Source organism: Gammaproteobacteria bacterium, assembly GCA_015709615.1.
Classification (GTDB): domain Bacteria; phylum Pseudomonadota; class Gammaproteobacteria; order Burkholderiales; family Nitrosomonadaceae; genus Nitrosomonas.
Map to the genome: position 1 here is coordinate 2,420,403 of CP054179.1, position 20,086 is coordinate 2,440,488.

Consider the following 20,086-nt stretch of genomic DNA (forward strand, 5'->3'; position numbering starts at 1 on the left):
GAGAAAACAAACATGATGGTAAGTGATGCCAATGCAGCGACACTGGAAAAAGAGATCGCCTGGTTCAAGGCGGTGCTGACGGCACGCTGCGATATTTATTTTTGCCGGGAAAGCGCAATCCAGGATATTCACACGTTGCCGCCGCCGGATATTGCCGCGGAACAATCGGAGTATGCATGCCTGGTGCGGGAGTACGCGATGGGTTTTGACGAGCGGCTGATCGTCATTCTGGCGCTGCTGCCGCATATTCAGCCGCACGCGCTGGATACCTTTTTGCTCAGTAACCAGGAAACCGCACGCGGATTCACGGAATTCGGCGGCTGGAAGGGAAAGGGGCATAGCGGATTCTTGCCGACCTGCGAGACGGCCGTTTTTATTTTGGCGGGCGATAATCTGGCGAAACGTTTTGACGTGATGCGCTTGTTTCAGCCCGATCACTATTTGTGCAAGCAACAGATTATCAAAGTGGAGCACAGCGCGAGCGATGAACCGTTTTTGAGCGCAATGCTGCTGATGACGGTCGAGTACTTGAACCGGCTGACGCTGGGACGTCATGACAAACCGGATTACGGCGTCAATTTTCCCGCCAAGTTGATTACCACCTCGCTGACGTGGGATGATTTGGTGTTGGATCCGGAGGTGATGGATGAAATCGATAATATCAACACCTGGCTGCGCCATGCGCAAACGATCTTGCGGCAGTGGAATCTGGGCAAAAACATCAAGCCGGGTTACCGCACTTTGTTTTACGGTCCGCCCGGAACAGGGAAGACCTTGACGGCGACCTTGATCGGCGCAAGCGCGGGCGTCGATGTGTACCGTATCGATTTGTCGATGGTCGTCTCCAAATATATCGGTGAAACCGAGAAGAATCTCGCCAATGTATTCGATCAGGCAGCCAACAAGCACTGGATTCTTTTCTTTGACGAAGCGGATGCGTTGTTCGGTAAGCGGACGCAGACCAGCAGTTCGAACGATCGCTATGCCAACCAGGAAGTTTCGTATTTGCTGCAACGCGTTGAGGATTATCCCGGCGTGGTGATCCTGGCGACCAATTTAAAGGCCAATATCGATGAAGCGTTCGCACGGCGTTTTCAGGCTTCGGTGCATTTTGCCATGCCGGATGCCGATCAGCGCTTGCGATTGTGGCAGGGGATGTTTGCCGGCAACCGGCTGCTTGCGGCGGATACGGATTTGGTAAAGCTGGCGGAAAATTACGAATTGTCCGGCGGCGCGATTACCAATGCAGTGCGCTATGCCGCGATTCAGGCCATCCGCATGCAGCGCGATGTGATTATTCAGGACGATCTGATTAAGGGTGTGATAAAAGAACTACTGAAAGAAGGCCGGACATTGTGAGTGTGCGATGAAAAAAAATTTCTTTTGCTGGATCGTATGCATTTTATTCAGTTGCGTGATGACTGCCGCCTTCGCAGCGGATGTTTACTACGATCGTCTGATCGATCAGGAAAAATTCAAGCGCTTGGATAAATCCACGGTCAGCCGGATGCAGCGCAATTTAGCGCAGATTTATCAAAGTGATCGTGAATGGATCCGGGATGCCTCACTGAGCCGGAACCCGTTGGCGGACGGCGTCATGGGGCCGGTGACGTTGTATTGGTTGCAGCGTTTTATTCACGATTTCAGGATTGAACCCATCGGTCCTTATGTCAATGAAACCAAGAACCGTCTGGAACGAATCGCGTCCTTCGCCAACATGTTTCCGGAAGAAACAAAAGTGCTGATCAGCGCTGATTTTGCAGTGTGGAATGACGATCGGCCGGAAATGGAGAGAACCGGCTACTACAGTGTGCGGCGCAAAGGCACGGATCAGGCGTTGCTGGATCTCGTCTATCTTTATTTACAAGTGGCTTATGCGCCGCCCGGATTGCTTGCCGGTAAGAATCAGCCGGTGATTGATTACTATGAACTCACGGCGGAAGATTTCAAGATACTGCAAGGCAAAAGCCAGCTCTATGTGCAATTATCCAAATTGGTCAATAAGAAATTCGACAACGTGGCGGCGCTGAAAGAAGCGGTGGCCGCTGCGCTCAAGGATCATCCGGAACTGATTGATAAATTGCTGCCGGTCATCGAACAATATTACCGCTACGCGGATCCGGTCATCAGTCAAAGTTTTTTGGAAATCCTGGCGGGCGATCCGTTTTTCAGTTCCTTGAATAGTGTGCTTGTTACATTATTGGAAAAAACGCTGAAAGGCGTGGCTTATCCCAGCAAGAATCTATTCGATCAAGCGGCAAAATCCAAGATCCTTGCAGGCATTGGTGCTTGCCGGGATATGAATAAGCAGAATGCCTATTTAACCGGTTTGAGAATCAGTGACGATGATTTCAAAAAATTGAGCGCGGACTTGTTGACCGGCCCTTATGAAGGAATGCGCGATTTATCTGAGCAATTGAAGGAGATCGATTTGTTACGCCAGCACCGCAAAGACGTTTGCGAACCACAGGGTCTGGCATTGATCGACGAATTTGCAGCCGGTTTGTACGAACATGTCGTCCAACCCGCCATTGCGTTGCTGTATCAAAAAAATCCGGTTTATCGCGCCGCAGCGACGGTGCAGTGGGACGGTACCGGTTGCGGTTGCGTAATCGATGATTTGTCAGGGACCGTATACGGTTTTTATCCGTTTTGGTTGGCTGGGGAAAAGCAAACCGTAAATTTCAGTGTCCTGTCGAGGGTTGCCTATTACGGGCTTTCTTTTGACGATGATGGCGTCATTAAACAAGCGAATAATGTCCATAACGAAAGCACACTGCTATCCCGGGATAACGCGGATTGGAATGCGCAGGCTGCATTTATCCAAACTGCCCGCAAGCACAACAGCAAAGTCGATTGGGTTATCCGCAACGATAAGTCTTACTGGGATCGCTGGAAGAGGCTTTCATACTCCTCTAGAGCATCCGTTCTCGAAACGTTGACTGAAAATATTGTTAATCTATTAAGCAGACAAATAACCGATCGTTTTTCAGAAATTAAACAAAATATAACTTTTGGCATCGTGACCACGCCAACACTTGGCGATGGCGTTACGCTCTATTTTGATGGGTTTCCAGATGATCGTGAATCCATCGAGTTGTTCAATCAGTTTTTTACAAACTTACAGAAAAAATTATTTGCTGAAGAAAAAGATTATTTTGTCAATATCCTGGTGCCGCAATCCGCGTTAGACACTGGCATATATCAGTATTCCAATTTGTTGCGATGGGTCGGTCATACCAAATCTTCCGGCAGCGGTAATGCATTACCCGCAAGGAGCTGGCGCGCAGCGGATATGAGAACCGATATTCTGGTTCTGATCGAAGAACCGACCACGGATTCCAAAAAGAAATTGCGGTTGGATATCGAAAATGGAGATCTGCACGGCATAGAACGCGCCATGTTGCTATGGCATATCGTACCGGTCATTGAGTTTGACGGCAGGAATTGGCAACAGCTGGAAGATGATATTGTCTACTTTGAAGATAATTTTGGTGGAATCGGATTCTGGCCTTTACAGGTCAACGAACCGGAAATGGCTGAAGAAATGCCGTTCCGCTGCGATGCGATCGAATCTGTCAGCGGCTGCCTGGTGCGATATTTTAATAATACAAACCTATATGGCGAACCGGAAACATTTCTGGAAAAATTCGTTTGCGAAAATCGTGCTTATTTCCGGATCGCGCTGGGTATACTGACAATTCTCTGTTCATTATTTGCCAGCCTTTATTTCTATTCATGTCGTATTCATTACAAATTTCAGAATTTTTATGTGTGGTATCTGCTGCTCATTCTAGCTCCGGCATTGATTGTCGCACTGCTGCTATTAACCTATGATCCCGTTTTGGAACCGATTTCGACAGGAAATTTACCGCTAATTCTGGTTCTTTCTGGTGGTGTCGTAGTCAGTATTATTGTTTATCAGTGGCGTAAAAAACAAAAACGAAAACCGTCGCGACCCAGAATCAGCGATCAGGCTGAGCGTTGATTTTTCGGCACCGAAGGATCGGGTTTTATAGGGAATGATTTAAATGGACCTGATTGAAAAAGCAACCGTCATGCACTATCACCGTCACCGTATTGCCGAATTCCAGCACGGAACGGTGGAATCGTTGGGCTGGCGCAATGCGCACAGCCAGCAAGCGCGGTACCGGACACTGATCAAAGCGGGCGATTTGAATGGTGCGACGGTGCTGGATGTCGGTTGCGGTTACGGCGATTTAAAAGCATTTCTCGATCAGCATTTTTCCGGCTTCGATTATATCGGCATCGATCAAATGCCGGAGTTTATCGCCGAAGCCCGGAAGCGCTACGAAGGCATCGAGCGGACAACCTTTTATCAAACCGACTTCAGTACCGCGGCGTTACCGCACGTCGATTATGTGTTTGCCAGCGGCGTACTGGGTTATCGTTGCAAAGATGAAGGTTTTTATACCGCCATGATCGGCAAACTTTATAGCAGCGCGCGAGTGGCTTTGGCTTTTAACATGCTGGATAAAAGCCGTTTTCCGCAGCATGATCTGCTAGTGGGACATGACCGGGAAGAGGTTCTGGCGCTTTGCCGGGTGTTGTCGCCGCGCGTAGAATGCTTCAATGATTATTTGGAAGATGACTTTACGGTAATGATGTATCGGGATGCTGGATAACGCTGTTTGTTGCGACACAGAGGATTTCTGCTGTTTATGATGAAGAAAACCGACATTAAATGGCTAAGCGAGCCGGAGGCGCATAATTATCCGGCGGCTTTGTCGTACTTATGTTTGATTTACGATGAACAAACGGCTGCCCATCATGTGGATAATTTGAAGCAAGCGGCGATGTCGCAATTTAAAGCCAAGGATATTTTTAGATCGTCTGGCTTATCGTTGCTCGGGATCAGCAATACCCACGTGCAGAAGAATCAGCAGAAAATACAAGCAGGCATTCAATTGTCACCTATTTTGCTGGTCAGGGATCCGGCGAACGGCAAGGTAATTGTGGCGGATGGCTATCATCGGTTATGCGCAATATACAGTTACGACGAGGATGCCGATATTCCGTGCAAAATTGTATAGCCATCATAAGCTATGCATCTTGATTGAGGATATAGACTAAGCAAGCGTTAATGCTCAATCTCGGCATATAACGGCAAGCTGCGCTAAATAAACGGAGGGTAATATGAAACAGTCATTATCGATTGAATCAGAATCACAGCAAGCTCGCCATTCTGCAGTATCAGCAAACAGCGCAGTTGGCATCCAAGCTTTTGCCGATAATCGTGAATCAACAGCCGCCCTGCGTCAGTTCAAGGCTGCTATGGTCAATTCCCCGCAATCCGCCACGCTAAGTAAAACTAATCAACTGATGAATAACAATCCGCGGCTGCTGGCGCAACGAGAAATGTTATCGGGAGAACCGGTGCAGCGCATCGAGGAAGACGAATCGCTGCAAAAGAAATCCGAGCCGATCCAGCGGGTCGAAGAGGAAGAATTGCAGAAAAAAGCGGCTGTGGATTCTCCCGCCCAATTGAAAGAGCAATCCTCTGCTAAACCCAACAACACCGGCTTGCCGGATAATCTCAAATCCGGTATCGAATCGTTATCCGGACTATCGATGGATTCCGTCCGAGTTCATTACAATTCATCGCAACCGGCGCAACTCAACGCGCTTGCCTATGCGCAAGGCACCGACATTCATGTCGCACCAGGACAAGAGCAGCATTTGCCGCATGAAGCCTGGCATGTGGTGCAACAAGCGCAGGGCCGGGTGCAGCCGACGATGCAGATGAAAGACGGGATACCGATTAATGACGATGAAGGGTTGGAGCATGAGGCGGATGTGATGGGGGGGAGAGCGTTCGCATCGGGTCTAATTTTGCTAACTCAAAAGAAAAGCATAAGCAAAGCAAATTCTGTTACTCAAGCACGTTCTGGGAGCAAGACAACGCAACTAGCCACGGAAATCAGCTATACACAGGCGCAAATTAATTATTGGCGAGGCGGAGCTAACTATGGGCCAATGACAGTCGGTAGAATCGCTGATGCTTTTCTGGATCCGGCTGATCCCAAAACCGGTTCAAGAACGGGAGCGGCACCCCATCCATCAGTTTATACAAATGGGAACTGGCCAACTTTATACCAAGGGCATCTGTTAAATGCAAATTTGGGTGGTCAAGCAATTTCTTCAAATTTATTTCCAGTAACGCCATCATTTAATTCTCAACACTCGTCTATCATTGAAGATAATGTGAAGGCAGAATTGTTGGATCTCAACGCAAAGCGAGCAAATCCCTTTACAGCTGCAGCGTATGCCAATAGAAGACTTCATTATCGAGTAGAAGTAATGAATCCACATCTTGGTGGTCCATTCCGTCCTGCGCATATTGGCGCCACGACATTCCGTTGTTTAAAAGAGTACACCAATAACAATGTAACGCCGCTTGGTGGGACAGGAGCAGATCACACTTTAAATCATGGGCAGATAGACATCCAAGTGCCAGCACCACCAGATGTGACCCTAAATGAAAGGCTTTCGACATTAAATTGGGCGCCGGATAACGCACCTACTTATACATTGGGACCTGTCGCAGCCCCTAATGTACATACCGTGCTGGATGGAGCGGGGCATGCTGTGCCCAACATGTTTATACGTGTCTAAGGAAACGCTGAAAAACTGCTGCACTCGGTCATGCTGTGTTGAAATCAGTCTCAAAATGCTCATTTACTATCTGTAAACTGCGCTTTTTCGTCTGATTCCGCTTTGCCTGACTATCGCTCGCTACCTGTTTCAGAGCTTCCCTAAGTTAGGTTAAGCTAGAAGTTTGATGTACTTTTTATCAAAATAGACTATTAGTTAATGTCGCTAAAATATAGCGGATAGGAGGGGTAACATGAAACGATCATTCCCGGTTGAATCAGAGCGGCAACAAACACGTAATCCTGCTGCCGTGCCAACTATGTCGTCCGTTCATCAAGCTTTTGTGGACAATCGTGAATCGACTGCAAATCAGCGGCAATTGATGACTGCTATCGCCAATTCACCCCAAGCCATCGCGCAAAGAAAAATCAGTCAGCTGATACAAAATAGTTCGCGCATGCTGGCGCAACGTAAAATGCTTTCCGGTGAAGCCGTGCAACGTATCGAAGAAGACGAATCCTTGCAAAAGAAATCCGAGCCGATTCAGCGGGTCGAAGAGGAGGAATTGCAGAAAAAGGCAGCAACGGATTCTCCTGCGCAATTGAAAGAACAATCCTCTACCAAACCCAACAACACCGGCCTGCCGGATAATCTCAAGTCCGGTATCGAATCGCTGTCCGGACTGTCGATGGATTCCGTCCGGGTTCATTACAATTCATCGCAACCGGCGCAACTCAACGCGCTTGCCTACGCGCAGGGCACCGATATTCATGTCGCGCCGGGGCAGGAGCAACATTTGCCGCACGAAGCCTGGCATGTGGTGCAACAAGCGCAAGGACGGGTGCAGCCGACGATGCAAATGAAAGATGGCGTGCCGGTCAATGACGATCAAGGTTTGGAGCATGAAGCGGATGTGATGGGCGCTAAAGCGCTGCAAACGAAGATTGATAATCAGGCGCCAATGCAAATGAAATGCCTAGCATGTTCCGAAGGCGAAAAAGATATCGACGGAGCAGTTACTCAAAGAAAAGCGGATTACTCGTATCGACCGCTTCCGGCGGCCGCAGGAACGGGAATAGTTCAGCGCGCCTGTTATTTTTTCAAAAATTCGGATTGCCAAGGTAAAAGAGTGTATGCCACAAGTAAGCATAATTTTAGAGACTACGCTACGTACAATTGCTCCGGAGAACGCGGAGGGGACGACTGCGTAGAGAACGATGGCAGAGGACATTGCGCTTGTTAGCAGTATTGCCTGGTTAACACGATAATCCTTCCTGGCCGGATTCCGGATTCATCCACCGTGCCGCAGTTCACTACTCCAAAGCAGTCTGAACGCGGTTATCCATCATCAATGCACGAAAATCAGTTTCCCAGCCCTTTAATTTATCGTGTGCATGCTGCCGTTGCGCTGGCGTGGTGCTGTTGTGCATGCGTGCGATGAAGTCGCAGGTGTGTTCGGCCAATTTTATTTGGTAAGCCCGGTAATCCGGGGCGTCGGAGCGGTGTGTGTATGCAATCAGTTTCCGCAGTGAAGCCGTGGCCAGTTCGGGGGAGGCAGATTCGGCGGCGAGCTGGCGCAGGGTTCGCAGGGTTTCTTGTTGCCGCCGCTGGCGTTCCGCGAGCCATACCTCGGGATTGAACGGGGAAGCTTCAAGGCTGGCGATGATCAAGCGCCGCTGGGTTTTGTCAATATCACCGTACAGATTCTCGACGCGTTTGACCGTCCGCTTGATGGCTGCGCGCAGCCGGTCTTCGGGATCGGGTTGCAGGAAATCCTCGCGCAGTTCCTCGTTACTTTTTGCGTAGCGTTTCTCGAGATGGCGCCACTGTGCTTCACCCAAACGCAGTACCACTGGTGTGCCGAAATGCACGGCGTGATCGAAAGCGGGTGCGACGATAGCTTGCAGTTCCTCAGACCAGCTACAGACTTGCTCCGGTGTCAGCGGGCCGTCGACCCGGCTGCGTATCGCGGCTAGCCAATCCGCGTACTCCGGCAACTGGTTGACGCGGTGCCAGCCAAACCATTGGTGAATGGCGTGTTTGGCGTGCGGCGCTTGCTCCCGGCTGAAATCGACATAACCGTCGAGCCACCACCAAACCATTTGCGGCCCATTATCATAGCCAAGTCTCAGCATGCTGCAACCGCTGAACAGCAATAGCAAAGCGATCAGCGCGATTCGTGCGAGTGATTTGCGTAAGGTGTGCGGCATGATGACAGGCGTCCATTCAAACGAAGCAAAAGGGAATTTTACCGCAATCGCACCTGTCTTTTTTGATGTGATGAGTTATTCAGAATCGCTAGGATTTCCGCGCCTTTGGCGATAACATTGCGGGACTTCTATTTTTGGGAGCTTGCAAATGAGCGCTCCGCGAATTTTCTACATTCATGACCCTATGTGCAGCTGGTGCTACGCCTTCAGCCAAAGCTGGGCTGCGTTGCAGCAGGCATTGCCGCGCGATATGGAGATTGTTTACCTCGTAGGCGGCCTGGCGCCGGATACCACGGAACCGATGCCACCCGCGACGCAAAAAATGGTGCAACAGGCCTGGCAACGCATCGAGCAAACCGTTCCCGGTGTGCGCTTCAATTGGGATTTCTGGTCACGCAATACACCGATCCGCTCAACGTATCCGGCTTGCCGGGCTGTTCTGGCAGCCAAAAAACAACGTGCCGAAGCCGAGCCGGAAATGATACACGCGATACAGATCGCCTATTATCAACAAGCGAAGAATCCATCGCTGCCGGAAACCTTGCAAGCCTGCGCCTGTGAGATTGGTTTGGACGCGGAAATCTTTAGCGAAGACCTGAAAAGTCCGGCGAGAGAAAATGAACTACAGCAGCAAATTCAACAAGCAAGGAGCATGGGTGTCTATTCCTATCCATCGTTGCGGCTGGTGCATAACAATACCGTGTTTCCGATCGCAGTCGATTATTTGGATCATCGCACCATGCTGGATGAGATAAAAGCAATCGGATCGGTAGCGGCCCGTACTTGGTCTGAAGATTTCAGAAATTAATTGTTATTTATCTGATATTAATTGACTGAATTCGACTCATCACGGGTATTTGTTCGGGCCAAAATGATTCCCGATGCGGATGAAACTGGTAACTGGAGTATTAAAGATTAAAGACCAACCACCGAATATTATCGGTGGTTGTTCGTCACTTCATCAAAGACTTTAATTACCCGGATACTCTGGGTATTCCAAGATCTTCGAAGTAAAGTCACGATCTCGATTTAATTTTACCATCTTTGTTTGATGGTTATTTTGCTCCATCGCCATTTTTCTATGGAGATCAGCAGATGCCAGACTTTCCTGTATTACTTTCTCGTATGCTTGAACATTTGCTGTAGCATGCGATTGAGCATCTAAACCTTGTCTGCCAAAGTAATAAGGACGTGCTTCATATTCCTGAAGTACTTTTTTGTTCGCTTGTAGCTTTATTTGCGCATCTTTGGCGATACCTTCGTAATACTTAACTAAAGCATCATGATTGTTACTCGAAATTCCAGTGGATTTAGCCACTGATGGGTTCATTTGTGCACAAGCAGTTAACACAGTGAGTGCTAATAACAGGGAAGATAATTTGAGTACTTTATTAACGGGTACTCTCCAGTCATAAATAAATGTAGTCATTTTTATTCCTCCAAGATGCGTTCAGTATAGGTTGGGAAAGCTTTCGTGTAGATGCAGAAATTCATTCTGGCCAAATTCTTTTTGCACGTTAACTCCGCTCGCATATTGAGCAAGAAAGACTTCGCTATTACATTCATATCAATTTTTCCTTATCGAAAATTAAGCATGTATAAGAATAAACATTGCTATTCGTCAATAAAACTCATCGCTTACACTTGAATAAGATCATTGACCATTATGCACTTAAGGTCAAGAAAAATAATAATTTTTCCAACCCGATTAAACTTTACCACAAACAAAAATTAATTCCAACAAAATATCCGACTTTTTTACTCAAGAATAGTTCATTGATAAAATTTTATGCAAATTACAAAGTGGTCAACCTCGCTGAGTTTTGCTAACAAGTGAATGAAAGACGGACAGAAGAATGATCGTGCATCTTTAGTATTAGCAAAGATAACAAGCTGTGTGATGGTCGAAGCTTCCATATGGAAAAACTTGATACTCTGATTCTTAATGCCTTGGCGGATAAGGTATTCGATCCCTAGTGGGGTCAAGATCATGCTGTCCGACATGAAAAAGTAGATCAGAGTCGCATAGGAAAGCCAGGACGAAGGATTGAACAAACTGACCAAGAGCTGGATGAAATAAAGAGCGTCACAGATCGGCTTTATGAAGTGGTAGAAGAAGGATTTGCTTCTTCCTATGAGATACTTATCTTAAAACGTCAACAGACCCTAGGGGAAATGCCGAGTAATTGATTGCACGAGCGAATCGCTTCGTTGCGCAGTACTCGCTTCCTCGTCTATCTGATCGATATGTCTCGGTCGCTGCGTTCCGCGCGCCTCGCGCTTCATCACGTTCATCGAATTAATCAGCATTTCCCTATGATTCCCGTGCCTTTGACGCTAAGATTGCAGAACTTTTTACTTTAAACGCTCGCAATGAGCACTCCGCGAATTTTCTACATTCATGACTCCATGTGCAGCTGGTGCTACGCCTTCAGCCAAAGCTGGGCTGCATTGCAACGGGATTTGCCGCGCGATATGGACATTGTTTACCTGGTTGGCGGCCTGGCGCCGGATACCACCGAACCGATGCCGCTTGCGACGCAGAAAATGGTGCAGCAAGCGTGGCAGCGCATCGAGCAAACCGTTCCCGGTGTGCACTTCAATTGGGACTTCTGGTCGCGCAACACGCCGATCCGCTCAACGTATCCAGCCTGCCGGGCCGTTCTGGCGGCTAAAAAGCAACGCACTGAAGCTGAGCCAGAAATGATCCGCGCCATTCAAACCGCCTATTATCAACAAGCGAAGAATCCATCGCTGCCGGAAACCTTGCAAGCATGCGCCCGTGAGATTGGTTTGGATGTGGAAACCTTTAACGAAGACCTGAAAAGTCCGGCGATAGAAAATGAACTACAGCATCAAATGCAACAGGCGAGAAGTATGAAAGTTTATTCCTATCCGTCTTTGCGGCTGGTGCATAACGATACCGTCTTTCCAGTTGCGATTGATTATTTGGATTATCGAACTATGCTGGATGAGATCAAAACAATCGAATCTGTGGTGGCTCACACTTGATCATAATATTGATGGATTGAATTCTATCCATTGCGAGCATTTATTCGAGTCTAGAACGGTTCACCAAGTCTGATAAACTTGGTAACTGGATTATCGAGGTGTGCTATCAAATATGGGTTCATATGGTTCAGCAGCCTATGTAAATATTTTATGAAACTTTGGGTTCCATGAAATTCAACACACCTTGCTCAGTTGACTTTCCCTCTCGAAAACTTACAATTTCCATAAGCGCCATTTTCCGATGAGTTCAATACAACAAGGTTTACTCATCGCCACTAGGTAGTGGCGATTAAAAACTCGGAAAGGCAACGGATGAACGTTATTCGTTAGGTATCAACCTCACCTTTCATCTACTCAAAGACATGTATACGGAGAATAAGACATGAATCAACCGAACACTTCGACTTCTAAAAAAATCACGACAAAAACATCATTTCTCTATTTTATTGGATTAATGTCCTTGTGTTCGTACTCAAATGCAAGCACCCCTTCTGCGAAGGATATTGAGAAGAATCTTTCTAATTTATTTATAGAGTGCAAATACGTTAAAGTTTCGAACGTAAAAAAATTAAATGGAATGCCATCAATCGATGGTACATATTTGATTAAGGTGTAAGAAATCTCAGGGTTGTTTACAGAGAGGTTGATTGAAATAAGCGTTGAGTATTTCATAAGGGGTTGCGTTATACAAACTCTTATGGGGTTTGACGGTGTTGTAGAAGTTAATGAAACGGACAAGTTGAATACGTCGGTCAGCAGTGTCTTTAAAACAGAATTTGTTGTGCCACATGTCCATGAGCGTGCGGATCACGCGCTCAGCTTTCCCGTTGGTTTGAGGACGATTGACACGAGTAAACTTCTGACCGATACCGTGTTGCCTGCAAGCTTTGACAAAAGCATGATCGTCAGTTCCTTTAAATTCCGTGCCGTTATCGGAATAAGTGCAATCGATTTGATAAGGACATTGGGCAACAGTAGCGATGAGAAAGCAAGCGGCGCTGTATTGAGTTTTATCGGGGAAGATATCGGCATATAATTCCCTGGAGAAATCATCGATGGCCACAAACAGGTACTCGCGAGGTTCATTGGCAGACTGTCCTTTCAATAATGGAAGCCGCTTGGTATCGAGGTGAACGAGCTCGCCCGGATAAGATTTGTTATAGCGCTTCGCTTCACGCTTGAGACGTTCCTGGATGGTTTGCTCTACTTTAGCCAAACGTTTGAGGCCATACTGCAGTGTCTTGAAGCGCTGATTGGTACTGCTACGCGGAGTAAATTCCTGGAGTCTGGCTCGTTTCAGTACGTCATAAATCGTTGGCCGGCTGACGTGAAAGTATTCTGCCAGCTGAACTACCTTCCACAGCCGGGTTTGATACAGCCGCCAGATTTCCTGACGATCCAATAATGTTAAACGAGTGCGTTTGTGTATGTTCATCTACAGTATTCTCCTGAATACTGTAAACAACGCTAGAAATTCTTACAATTAAGGCAACCTTCGATCTAAATATCAAACCAATAGGTGAAAACGCCAAATTGTGGAAAGAATATTCTGAGAATCTTACGAGATACAATTTACTTGAACAAAAATTTAAAAATGAATCAGAAAAATTAACTGAAGCGCGAACACTAATAAAGCTTGAGTTTGAAAATAAAATGAATGCATCAACGTCGGGAGAAGAAAGAGATTCAATAATCGAATGGCAAGATGCCGAGAGAGCACGTATTGATTCAGACTACCAAACACTAGTAACGCGACGTTCCGCCAGTTTGAAAGAAGCTGACCTTACTTCATTTGACTCATCAGGGAATTATACCTTTCGCAAGCAGGGACAAATCTTTGATCGTGAGTGCCCAATCAGAAATACTCTAGGGAAAACTTTAATGCACAAGGCAGTTCCATTGTTTGATAGCGCTAGTAAGAAAGTAGAAATTCTTGGAAATGGTGGTTTAACTTCGTTTTCGTACGATTTACGAATGATCAACACGGAAAATGGATGGCAATTGAACTTTTAATCTCTGTGGGTTAATCCCCTTTCCCTTGTAACGCAAGTTGTTTGAAAATTAGAAAATTAATACCTTGCTTTTAGTTAGGGTAATTTATTTCAGCCACGTAGTTAATCAGACTACATTACACTCACTGGAGTCCGTTTTTCTGGTTTCAGTCGGACTCCAAGCAGAGCTGGATCGATCAGCTAAATGTTAGGCATATGGATTTCTCGCTACAGATATGGAGATTGCATGTGCGACCCCATATTGAGTTACCTCGTGCAGTGACACGAGGGGCTTACAAATACATTTATTCTTGAAAGATGTTGTCAAAAAATAATTTGGTTTTTCGTCTCGGGTCTAGCTGCCACAGTTGAGTGGCTGTTTTTGACTGGAGGCGGGTGTTTCAATCACGCCAATTTTTATCTCACCCAAAAGAAAAGTACTTCTTCAATTTATCCCAAAAACCATCGGTGTCTGAATCGGCCACCGCAGTTTTATCGATCAGCAAGTTTTCCATAATTAATTGATAAATTCTCGATAGTTTCTCGAGATCATCCACCGCTACGTGTTCGTTCAATTTGTGGATGGTGGCATTACGCGGGCCGAATTCGATGACTTGTGTGCAGATATCGGCGATAAAGCGGCCGTCCGATGTGCCGCCGGAGGTGGAAAGTTGCGGTTCGATGCCGGTGGTTTCGACGATGGCGGCGTGCATGGCATCGGCTAGTTCCGCTTTCGGTGTGAGAAACGGTTTGCCCGACAATTCCCACTGCAAGTCATAGTCCAAACCATGTTTACCAAGAATTTCATACACGCGGTTTTGGAGCGATTCAACGGTGCTGGCGGTCGAGAAACGGAAGTTGAATAACAGGTTCAGCGTGCCGGGGATGACGTTGGTCGCGCCGGTGCCGCCGTGGATGTTGGAGATATGCCAAGTGGTCGGCGGGAAATATTCGTTGCCTTGATCCCACTCGGTCTGCGCCAGTTCCGCAATCGCAGGCGCAGCCAGATGAATCGGGTTTTTCGCTAGATGCGGGTAGGCGATATGGCCTTGGATGCCTTTGATCGTCAGATTGCAGGATAGGGAGCCGCGCCGGCCGTTTTTGATGGTATCGCCCAGCGTGTCGGTGCAGGTCGGTTCGCCGACGATGCAGTAATCCAGCAGCTCGCCGCGTGCCTTCAGCGTCTCGACCACTTTGACCGTGCCGTCGACGGCGATGCCTTCCTCGTCGGAAGTGATCAGCAATGCGATGGAGCCTTGATGATTGGCATGTTGCGCCAAGAACGCTTCAATCGCGGTGATAAAGGCGGCGAGCGATGATTTCATGTCGGCGGCGCCGCGGCCGTACAGTTTGCCGTCGCGGATCGTGGGCGTGAACGGGTCACTGTCCCATTGCTCCAGCGGGCCGGTGGGCACGACGTCGGTATGCCCGGCGAGGCATAGCACCGGGGCCGCATCGCCGCGCCGCGCCCAGAGATTGTCGACCTCGCCGAAACGCATTCTTTCGATACGGAAACCGAGTTTTTCCAGGCGCTCGATCAGGATTTCCTGGCAGCCGTCATCGGCGGGGGTGAGTGAGCGGCGGGCGATCAGTGTTTGCGCAAGCGACAGTGTGTCATCGGACATGATTTTTTCCTGAATTTAACAAGTTAAAAATGAGCGGCGGCTCGAGTGTATGAAAACCACAACAAACGCGGCATAATACTTCGGCGTTACAGTAGGGATTTGAGCGATTATCATGTAAATTTGCGGCTGTAGCGCTTTGAGAAGATTGCCGGATTTTACACGCCTGTTTGAAGTCTTGTACAACACCGTGTCATCATGCAGCAAAGTTGACCGGGTTTAACTCACTACGAGGAAGATCACCATGCTCCAGTTTCTCTTCTATGTCGTCTTGTTTGTCGTTGCCGTTGCCAGTCTGATTCTGGCGGTTCCTTTTCTGCGCCGCCATCTAGTCAGCAATCCGGTCCTGAAAATTTTCCGCAAAATGCTGCCGCCCATCTCGCAAACGGAGCAGGAGGCGCTGGACGCCGGTACGGTTTGGTGGGAGGGTGAATTATTCAGCGGCAAGCCGGATTGGAAAAAGCTGCTGGCTTATCCCAAGCCGCAATTGAGCGCGGAGGAGCAAGCATTTCTCGATGGCCCGGTGGAGCAATTGTGCGCCATGCTCGACGAATGGAAAATCACACACGAACTGAAGGATCTGCCGCCGGAAGTGTGGCAATTCATCAAGGACAAGGGGTTCTTCGGGCTGATCATTCCCAAGCAATATGGCGGTTACGGTTTCTCGGCGCTGGCGCATTCCGAAGTGGTGATGAAAATCGGCTCGCGCAGCGGCACGGGCGCAGTCACGGTGATGGTGCCGAATTCCCTCGGGCCGGCCGAATTGCTGCTGCATTACGGTACCGAGAAACAAAAAGAATATTATTTGCCGCGTTTGGCTAAAGGCCAGGAGGTTCCTTGCTTTGCGCTGACTTCGCCGGAAGCGGGTTCGGATGCCGGTGCGATGCCGGACTTTGGTATCGTATGCCGCGGCGAGTACGACGGGCAAAGCGATGTGCTGGGGATGAAGGTAACCTGGGAGAAACGCTATATCACGTTGGGGCCGGTGGCGACTATTCTCGGCTTGGCGTTCAAGCTGTACGATCCGGACCGGCTGCTGGGTAAAGGCGAAGATCTCGGCATTACGCTCGCGCTGATTCCGACCAACACCCCGGGTGTTCATATCGGGCGGCGCCATTATCCGCTCAACGGCGCATTCCAGAACGGCCCGAACTGGGGCAAGGAAGTGTTCATTCCGATGGATTGGATCATCGGCGGGCAGGAAGGCGTCGGACAAGGCTGGCGCATGCTGATGAACTGCCTGTCGGTTGGGCGCGCCATTTCATTACCGGCCACCAGCGTGGGCGCGGCGAAATTGGCGGCGCGCACCGCGGGCGCGTATGGCCGGGTGCGGGTGCAGTTCAAAACGCCGATCGGTTATTTTGAAGGCATCGAGGAAGCCTTGGCGCGCATCGGCGGCAATACCTACATGATGGATGCCGCGCGCGTCATGACCGCGAGCGCGGTCGATCTGGGTGAAAAACCTTCCGTCGCGTCGGCCATCGTCAAATATCATTTGACCGAACGCGGTCGCCAGGCGGTCAACGACGCGATGGATATTCACGGCGGCAAGGGCATCTGTATCGGGCCGAAAAACTACCTGGGGCGCACCTATCAGCAGATCCCGGTCAGCATTACCGTGGAAGGTGCCAACATACTGACGCGCAACATGATCATTTTCGGTCAGGGCGCGATCCGCTGCCATCCGTATTTGCTGAAAGAAGTCAACGCCACGCATGATAACAATCCGGACAGCGCATCGCAGGCGTTTGATGAAGCGTTGATCGGGCACGCTAAATTCACCCTGCGCAATACGGCAAGCGCTGTGATTTATGCGCTATTCGGTAGCCATATCAAAGACAACGCGCCGGAAAATTGCGCGCCGGAAACGGCCGCCTATTACAGACAGCTGGCGCGCTACTCCGCCAGCTTTGCGTGTATCGCCGATATCGGTCTGATGCGCCTGGGCGGATCGCTCAAACGCAGGGAAAGATTATCCGCCAGGCTGGGCGATATCCTCAGTATGTTGTATTTGTGCTCGGCTACGCTGAAGCGTTTTGAAGACGATGGCCGCCCGGCTGCGGATTTGCCGTTGCTGCATTGGTCCATGCAGGATGCTTTGCATCGCTTGCAACAGGCATTCGATGAATTTCTGACCAACTTCCCGGCGCATATCGCCTTTATCTGGTTGCTGCGTGCGCTGGTGTTCCCGCTCGGCAAACGGTGCAGACCGCCGTCCGATGCGCTATCGCACGAAGTCGCGCGCTTGATGATGGAACCGGGCGCGGTGCGCGACCGTTTGACCTCCGGTATTTTTGTGCCTACGGCCGACCATGAACCGATGGCGGATCTGGAACAAGCTTTGCAATGCGTCATTCAATGCAGCGCCATCGAAGCCAAACTGCGTGAAGCCGTCAAGCAGCACAGAATCACCGATCACGGCGACGGGCAGATTGCACAAGCCTTGCAACTGAACATCATCACGCAGGAAGAAGCGGATCTTCTCAATAAGCTCAAAGATCTGCGCGGCCGGGTGGTTAAAGTGGACGATTTCCCGCCGGATTTCGGTCATGAAACAACGGTGGGTGCGGGAATCTCCGGTGCTATCAGTCATGCGGCGAGCGCTGCCGGCGCCGGTGCTGCCGGTTTTGTCGCCGCGGTAAGTGCCGCGGCCGCCGCGGCTGCCGAAATGGTGGAAAGCATTTCTTCGGACGAGGAAGGCAGCAGTGACGGTGAGGATGAGCAAGACAAGGATTAACGTGTGCTGAAAACATAAGGACACTGACAGAAATCCCGGCATAAAAAGGAGCGCTATGCAAATCGAGCAAGACGGAATGACAAGCATTATTCCGGTAGAAGAAGCAAAAACACTGGATGGTCTTTTCAGGGCACGTGTGCAACGTTCACCGCAAAAGGAAGCCTATCGTTATTTCAATCCGATCAGCGAGGAATGGGCCGGTTATACCTGGGAACAGATGAATCAATGGGTGGCGCGCTGGCAAGCCGCGTTGATGAAAGAATCGCTTGCGGCGGGCGACCGGGTCGCGGTGATGATGAAAAATTGCCCGGAATGGGTGATGTTCGAGCAAGCGGCTTTGGGACTCGGATTGGTGGTGATTCCTTTATACACCGACGACCGGGTGGAGAACGCCGCGTACGTCATCAACGATGCCGACGTTAAATTGTTACTGCTGGATAACTCACATCAATGGCAGCAGTTTCTGACCATACACGATGATGTGGCAAGATTGCAGCGAGTCGTCATTCTCCGGCCGTTTGAGCCGGACAGTATCGATGCCTGCGACAATGTGCGTGTCGTGGCGGCAATGGATTGGCTGTCATCGGCTCATGCCGGCGAGGCACGGCATATTCCCAGCGATCCGCATGCGTTGGCTACGATCATTTATACCTCCGGAACATCCGGCCGCCCCAAGGGGGTAATGCTCAGTCATCACAATATTTTGAGTAACGCGGCCAGTTGCTTGCAAGTGATTCCGGTGCTGCCGGACGATTTGCTGCTGTCCTTTCTGCCGCTGTCGCATACCTTCGAACGCACGTCGGGTTATTACGTGCCGATGATGGCTGGCGCGACGATTGCGTACGCACGGTCGATTCCGCAATTACAGGAAGACTTGTTGACCGTTCGTCCGACCTTGCTGATTTCGGTGCCGCGCATCTACGAACGGGTTTATGCGGGTATCCGGGCAAAACTTGCCGAAGGCTCCGGTTTCGCGCGCTGGCTGTTCAATTTTGTGGTTGAGGTAGGATACAGCCGCTTCGAACTCGAGCAAGGCCGGGGGTACCGGCGCTTGTCGCATCTGTTGTGGCCAATATTACAGAAATTGGTTGCGGATAAAGTCATGGCCAAGCTGGGCGGGCACTTGCGCATGGTGATGAGTGGCGGCGCCGCTTTGTCGGCGGAGGTGTCGCGCATTTTTATCGGCCTTGGATTACCGGTGCTGCAAGGCTACGGTATGACGGAAAGCAGCCCGGTCGTGTGCGCCAACCGCGTCGACGATAATGTACCCGCCAGCGTCGGCTTGCCGATTCCCGGTGTGATGGTCAAACTGGGTGAAAACAATGCATTGCTGGTTCGTGGACCGAACGTGATGCTGGGGTACTGGGGTAATCCTGACGCAACGAAAGCGGCTATCTCACCGGACGGATGGTTGAATACCGGCGATATCGCATCGATCGACGAACAGGGGCATGTCACCATCACCGGACGGTTGAAAGAAATCATTGTGCTATCCACCGGCGAGAAAGTACCGCCCGCCGATATGGAAGCGGCGATTCTGCGTGATCCGCTCTTTGAGCAAGTGATGCTGATCGGGGAAGCGCGCTCTTATTTAAGTGTCCTTGCCGTATTGAATCCGGCCCGATGGCAGGATCTTGCCGCGCATTATGGTCTGGATGAGGCGCTGGGCAGCGAACAGCATAAGCATCAGCTGGAGAAGATTTTATTGGAGAAAATCACGCACCAGACGAGCGGATTTCCGGGGTACGCCAAAATACGCCGTGTGGCGGTTATTCACGAGCCGTGGAATGTCGAAAATGGGCTGTTGACGCCGACGCTCAAATTGAAACGAGGGAAAGTCATGGAAAAATATCAGGCTGAAGTGGATAGGCTGTATGCCGGGCATTAAGGGAGCAAAGC

General features: G+C 49.6%; 14 protein-coding genes and 1 pseudogene. 11 read left to right on the plus strand and 4 right to left on the minus strand.

The genetic code is table 11. From position 1 onward, the window contains the following. Positions 1-12: 12 nt before the first annotated feature. From HRU77_11560 to HRU77_11585, 6 genes and pseudogenes are all read left to right on the plus strand, one after another. A complete protein-coding gene (locus HRU77_11560; GenBank protein QOJ21266.1) occupies positions 13-1,359 on the plus strand; it encodes an ATP-binding protein in 1,347 nt (448 codons plus the stop codon). A gap of 58 nt (positions 1,360-1,417) precedes the next feature. Next, positions 1,418-3,988 (plus strand): hypothetical protein, encoded by a 2,571-nt coding sequence (locus HRU77_11565; protein ID QOJ21267.1) that lies wholly within the window; start codon positions 1,418-1,420, stop codon positions 3,986-3,988. A gap of 43 nt (positions 3,989-4,031) precedes the next feature. Then, positions 4,032-4,646 carry a class I SAM-dependent methyltransferase gene (locus tag HRU77_11570; GenBank protein QOJ21268.1) on the plus strand — a complete coding sequence of 205 codons (615 nt, stop codon included), beginning with the start codon at positions 4,032-4,034 and terminating at the stop codon, positions 4,644-4,646. A 36-nt stretch (positions 4,647-4,682) separates the two neighbouring features. Beyond that, positions 4,683-5,054, plus strand: a complete 372-nt coding sequence (locus HRU77_11575; protein ID QOJ21269.1) for a hypothetical protein — start codon at positions 4,683-4,685, stop codon at positions 5,052-5,054. A 241-nt stretch (positions 5,055-5,295) separates the two neighbouring features. Further along, complete coding sequence (locus HRU77_11580) at positions 5,296-6,636, plus strand: DUF4157 domain-containing protein (GenBank protein ID QOJ22156.1); 1,341 nt, start codon at positions 5,296-5,298, stop codon at positions 6,634-6,636. 436 nt (positions 6,637-7,072) lie between these two features. Then, positions 7,073-7,552: pseudogene (locus HRU77_11585) on the plus strand (DUF4157 domain-containing protein). A gap of 376 nt (positions 7,553-7,928) precedes the next feature. Here HRU77_11585 and HRU77_11590 read toward each other — a convergent pair. Next, the gene (locus HRU77_11590) at positions 7,929-8,825 is read right to left on the minus strand and encodes a hypothetical protein (GenBank protein QOJ21270.1); all 897 of its coding nucleotides are present in this window, start codon (positions 8,823-8,825) and stop codon (positions 7,929-7,931) included. Between the two features lie 184 nt (positions 8,826-9,009). Here HRU77_11590 and HRU77_11595 point away from each other — a divergent pair, with 184 nt between their 5' ends. Continuing rightward, positions 9,010-9,633, plus strand: a complete 624-nt coding sequence (locus HRU77_11595; protein ID QOJ22157.1) for a DsbA family protein — start codon at positions 9,010-9,012, stop codon at positions 9,631-9,633. Positions 9,634-9,795: 162 nt separating this feature from the next. Here the strand turns inward: HRU77_11595 and HRU77_11600 are convergent, their stop codons facing one another. Then, the gene (locus HRU77_11600) at positions 9,796-10,254 is read right to left on the minus strand and encodes a hypothetical protein (protein QOJ21271.1); all 459 of its coding nucleotides are present in this window, start codon (positions 10,252-10,254) and stop codon (positions 9,796-9,798) included. A 980-nt stretch (positions 10,255-11,234) separates the two neighbouring features. On the opposite strand from HRU77_11600, the gene HRU77_11605 reads away from it, so the two are divergent. Further along, positions 11,235-11,837: a DsbA family protein gene (locus HRU77_11605; protein ID QOJ22158.1), complete on the plus strand. Its 603-nt coding sequence runs from the start codon at positions 11,235-11,237 to the stop codon at positions 11,835-11,837. Between the two features lie 622 nt (positions 11,838-12,459). On the opposite strand, the gene HRU77_11610 is transcribed toward HRU77_11605, so the two are convergent. Next, positions 12,460-13,272 carry a transposase family protein gene (locus tag HRU77_11610; GenBank protein ID QOJ21272.1) on the minus strand — a complete coding sequence of 271 codons (813 nt, stop codon included), beginning with the start codon at positions 13,270-13,272 and terminating at the stop codon, positions 12,460-12,462. A gap of 98 nt (positions 13,273-13,370) precedes the next feature. Between HRU77_11610 and HRU77_11615 the strand changes: the two genes are divergently transcribed. Further along, on the plus strand, positions 13,371-13,850 hold the full coding sequence (locus HRU77_11615; GenBank protein QOJ21273.1) for a hypothetical protein: 480 nt from the start codon (positions 13,371-13,373) through the stop codon (positions 13,848-13,850). A gap of 400 nt (positions 13,851-14,250) precedes the next feature. Here HRU77_11615 and dapE read toward each other — a convergent pair whose 3' ends face one another. After that, complete coding sequence (dapE, locus tag HRU77_11620; GenBank protein ID QOJ21274.1) at positions 14,251-15,453, minus strand: succinyl-diaminopimelate desuccinylase; 1,203 nt, start codon at positions 15,451-15,453, stop codon at positions 14,251-14,253. 241 nt (positions 15,454-15,694) lie between these two features. On the opposite strand from dapE, the gene HRU77_11625 reads away from it, so the two are divergent. Together HRU77_11625 and HRU77_11630 are read left to right on the plus strand one after the other, a co-directional pair. Then, complete coding sequence (locus HRU77_11625; protein QOJ21275.1) at positions 15,695-18,187, plus strand: acyl-CoA dehydrogenase; 2,493 nt, start codon at positions 15,695-15,697, stop codon at positions 18,185-18,187. A gap of 55 nt (positions 18,188-18,242) precedes the next feature. After that, positions 18,243-20,075: a long-chain fatty acid--CoA ligase gene (locus tag HRU77_11630; GenBank protein ID QOJ21276.1), complete on the plus strand. Its 1,833-nt coding sequence runs from the start codon at positions 18,243-18,245 to the stop codon at positions 20,073-20,075. Positions 20,076-20,086: the final 11 nt, after the last annotated feature.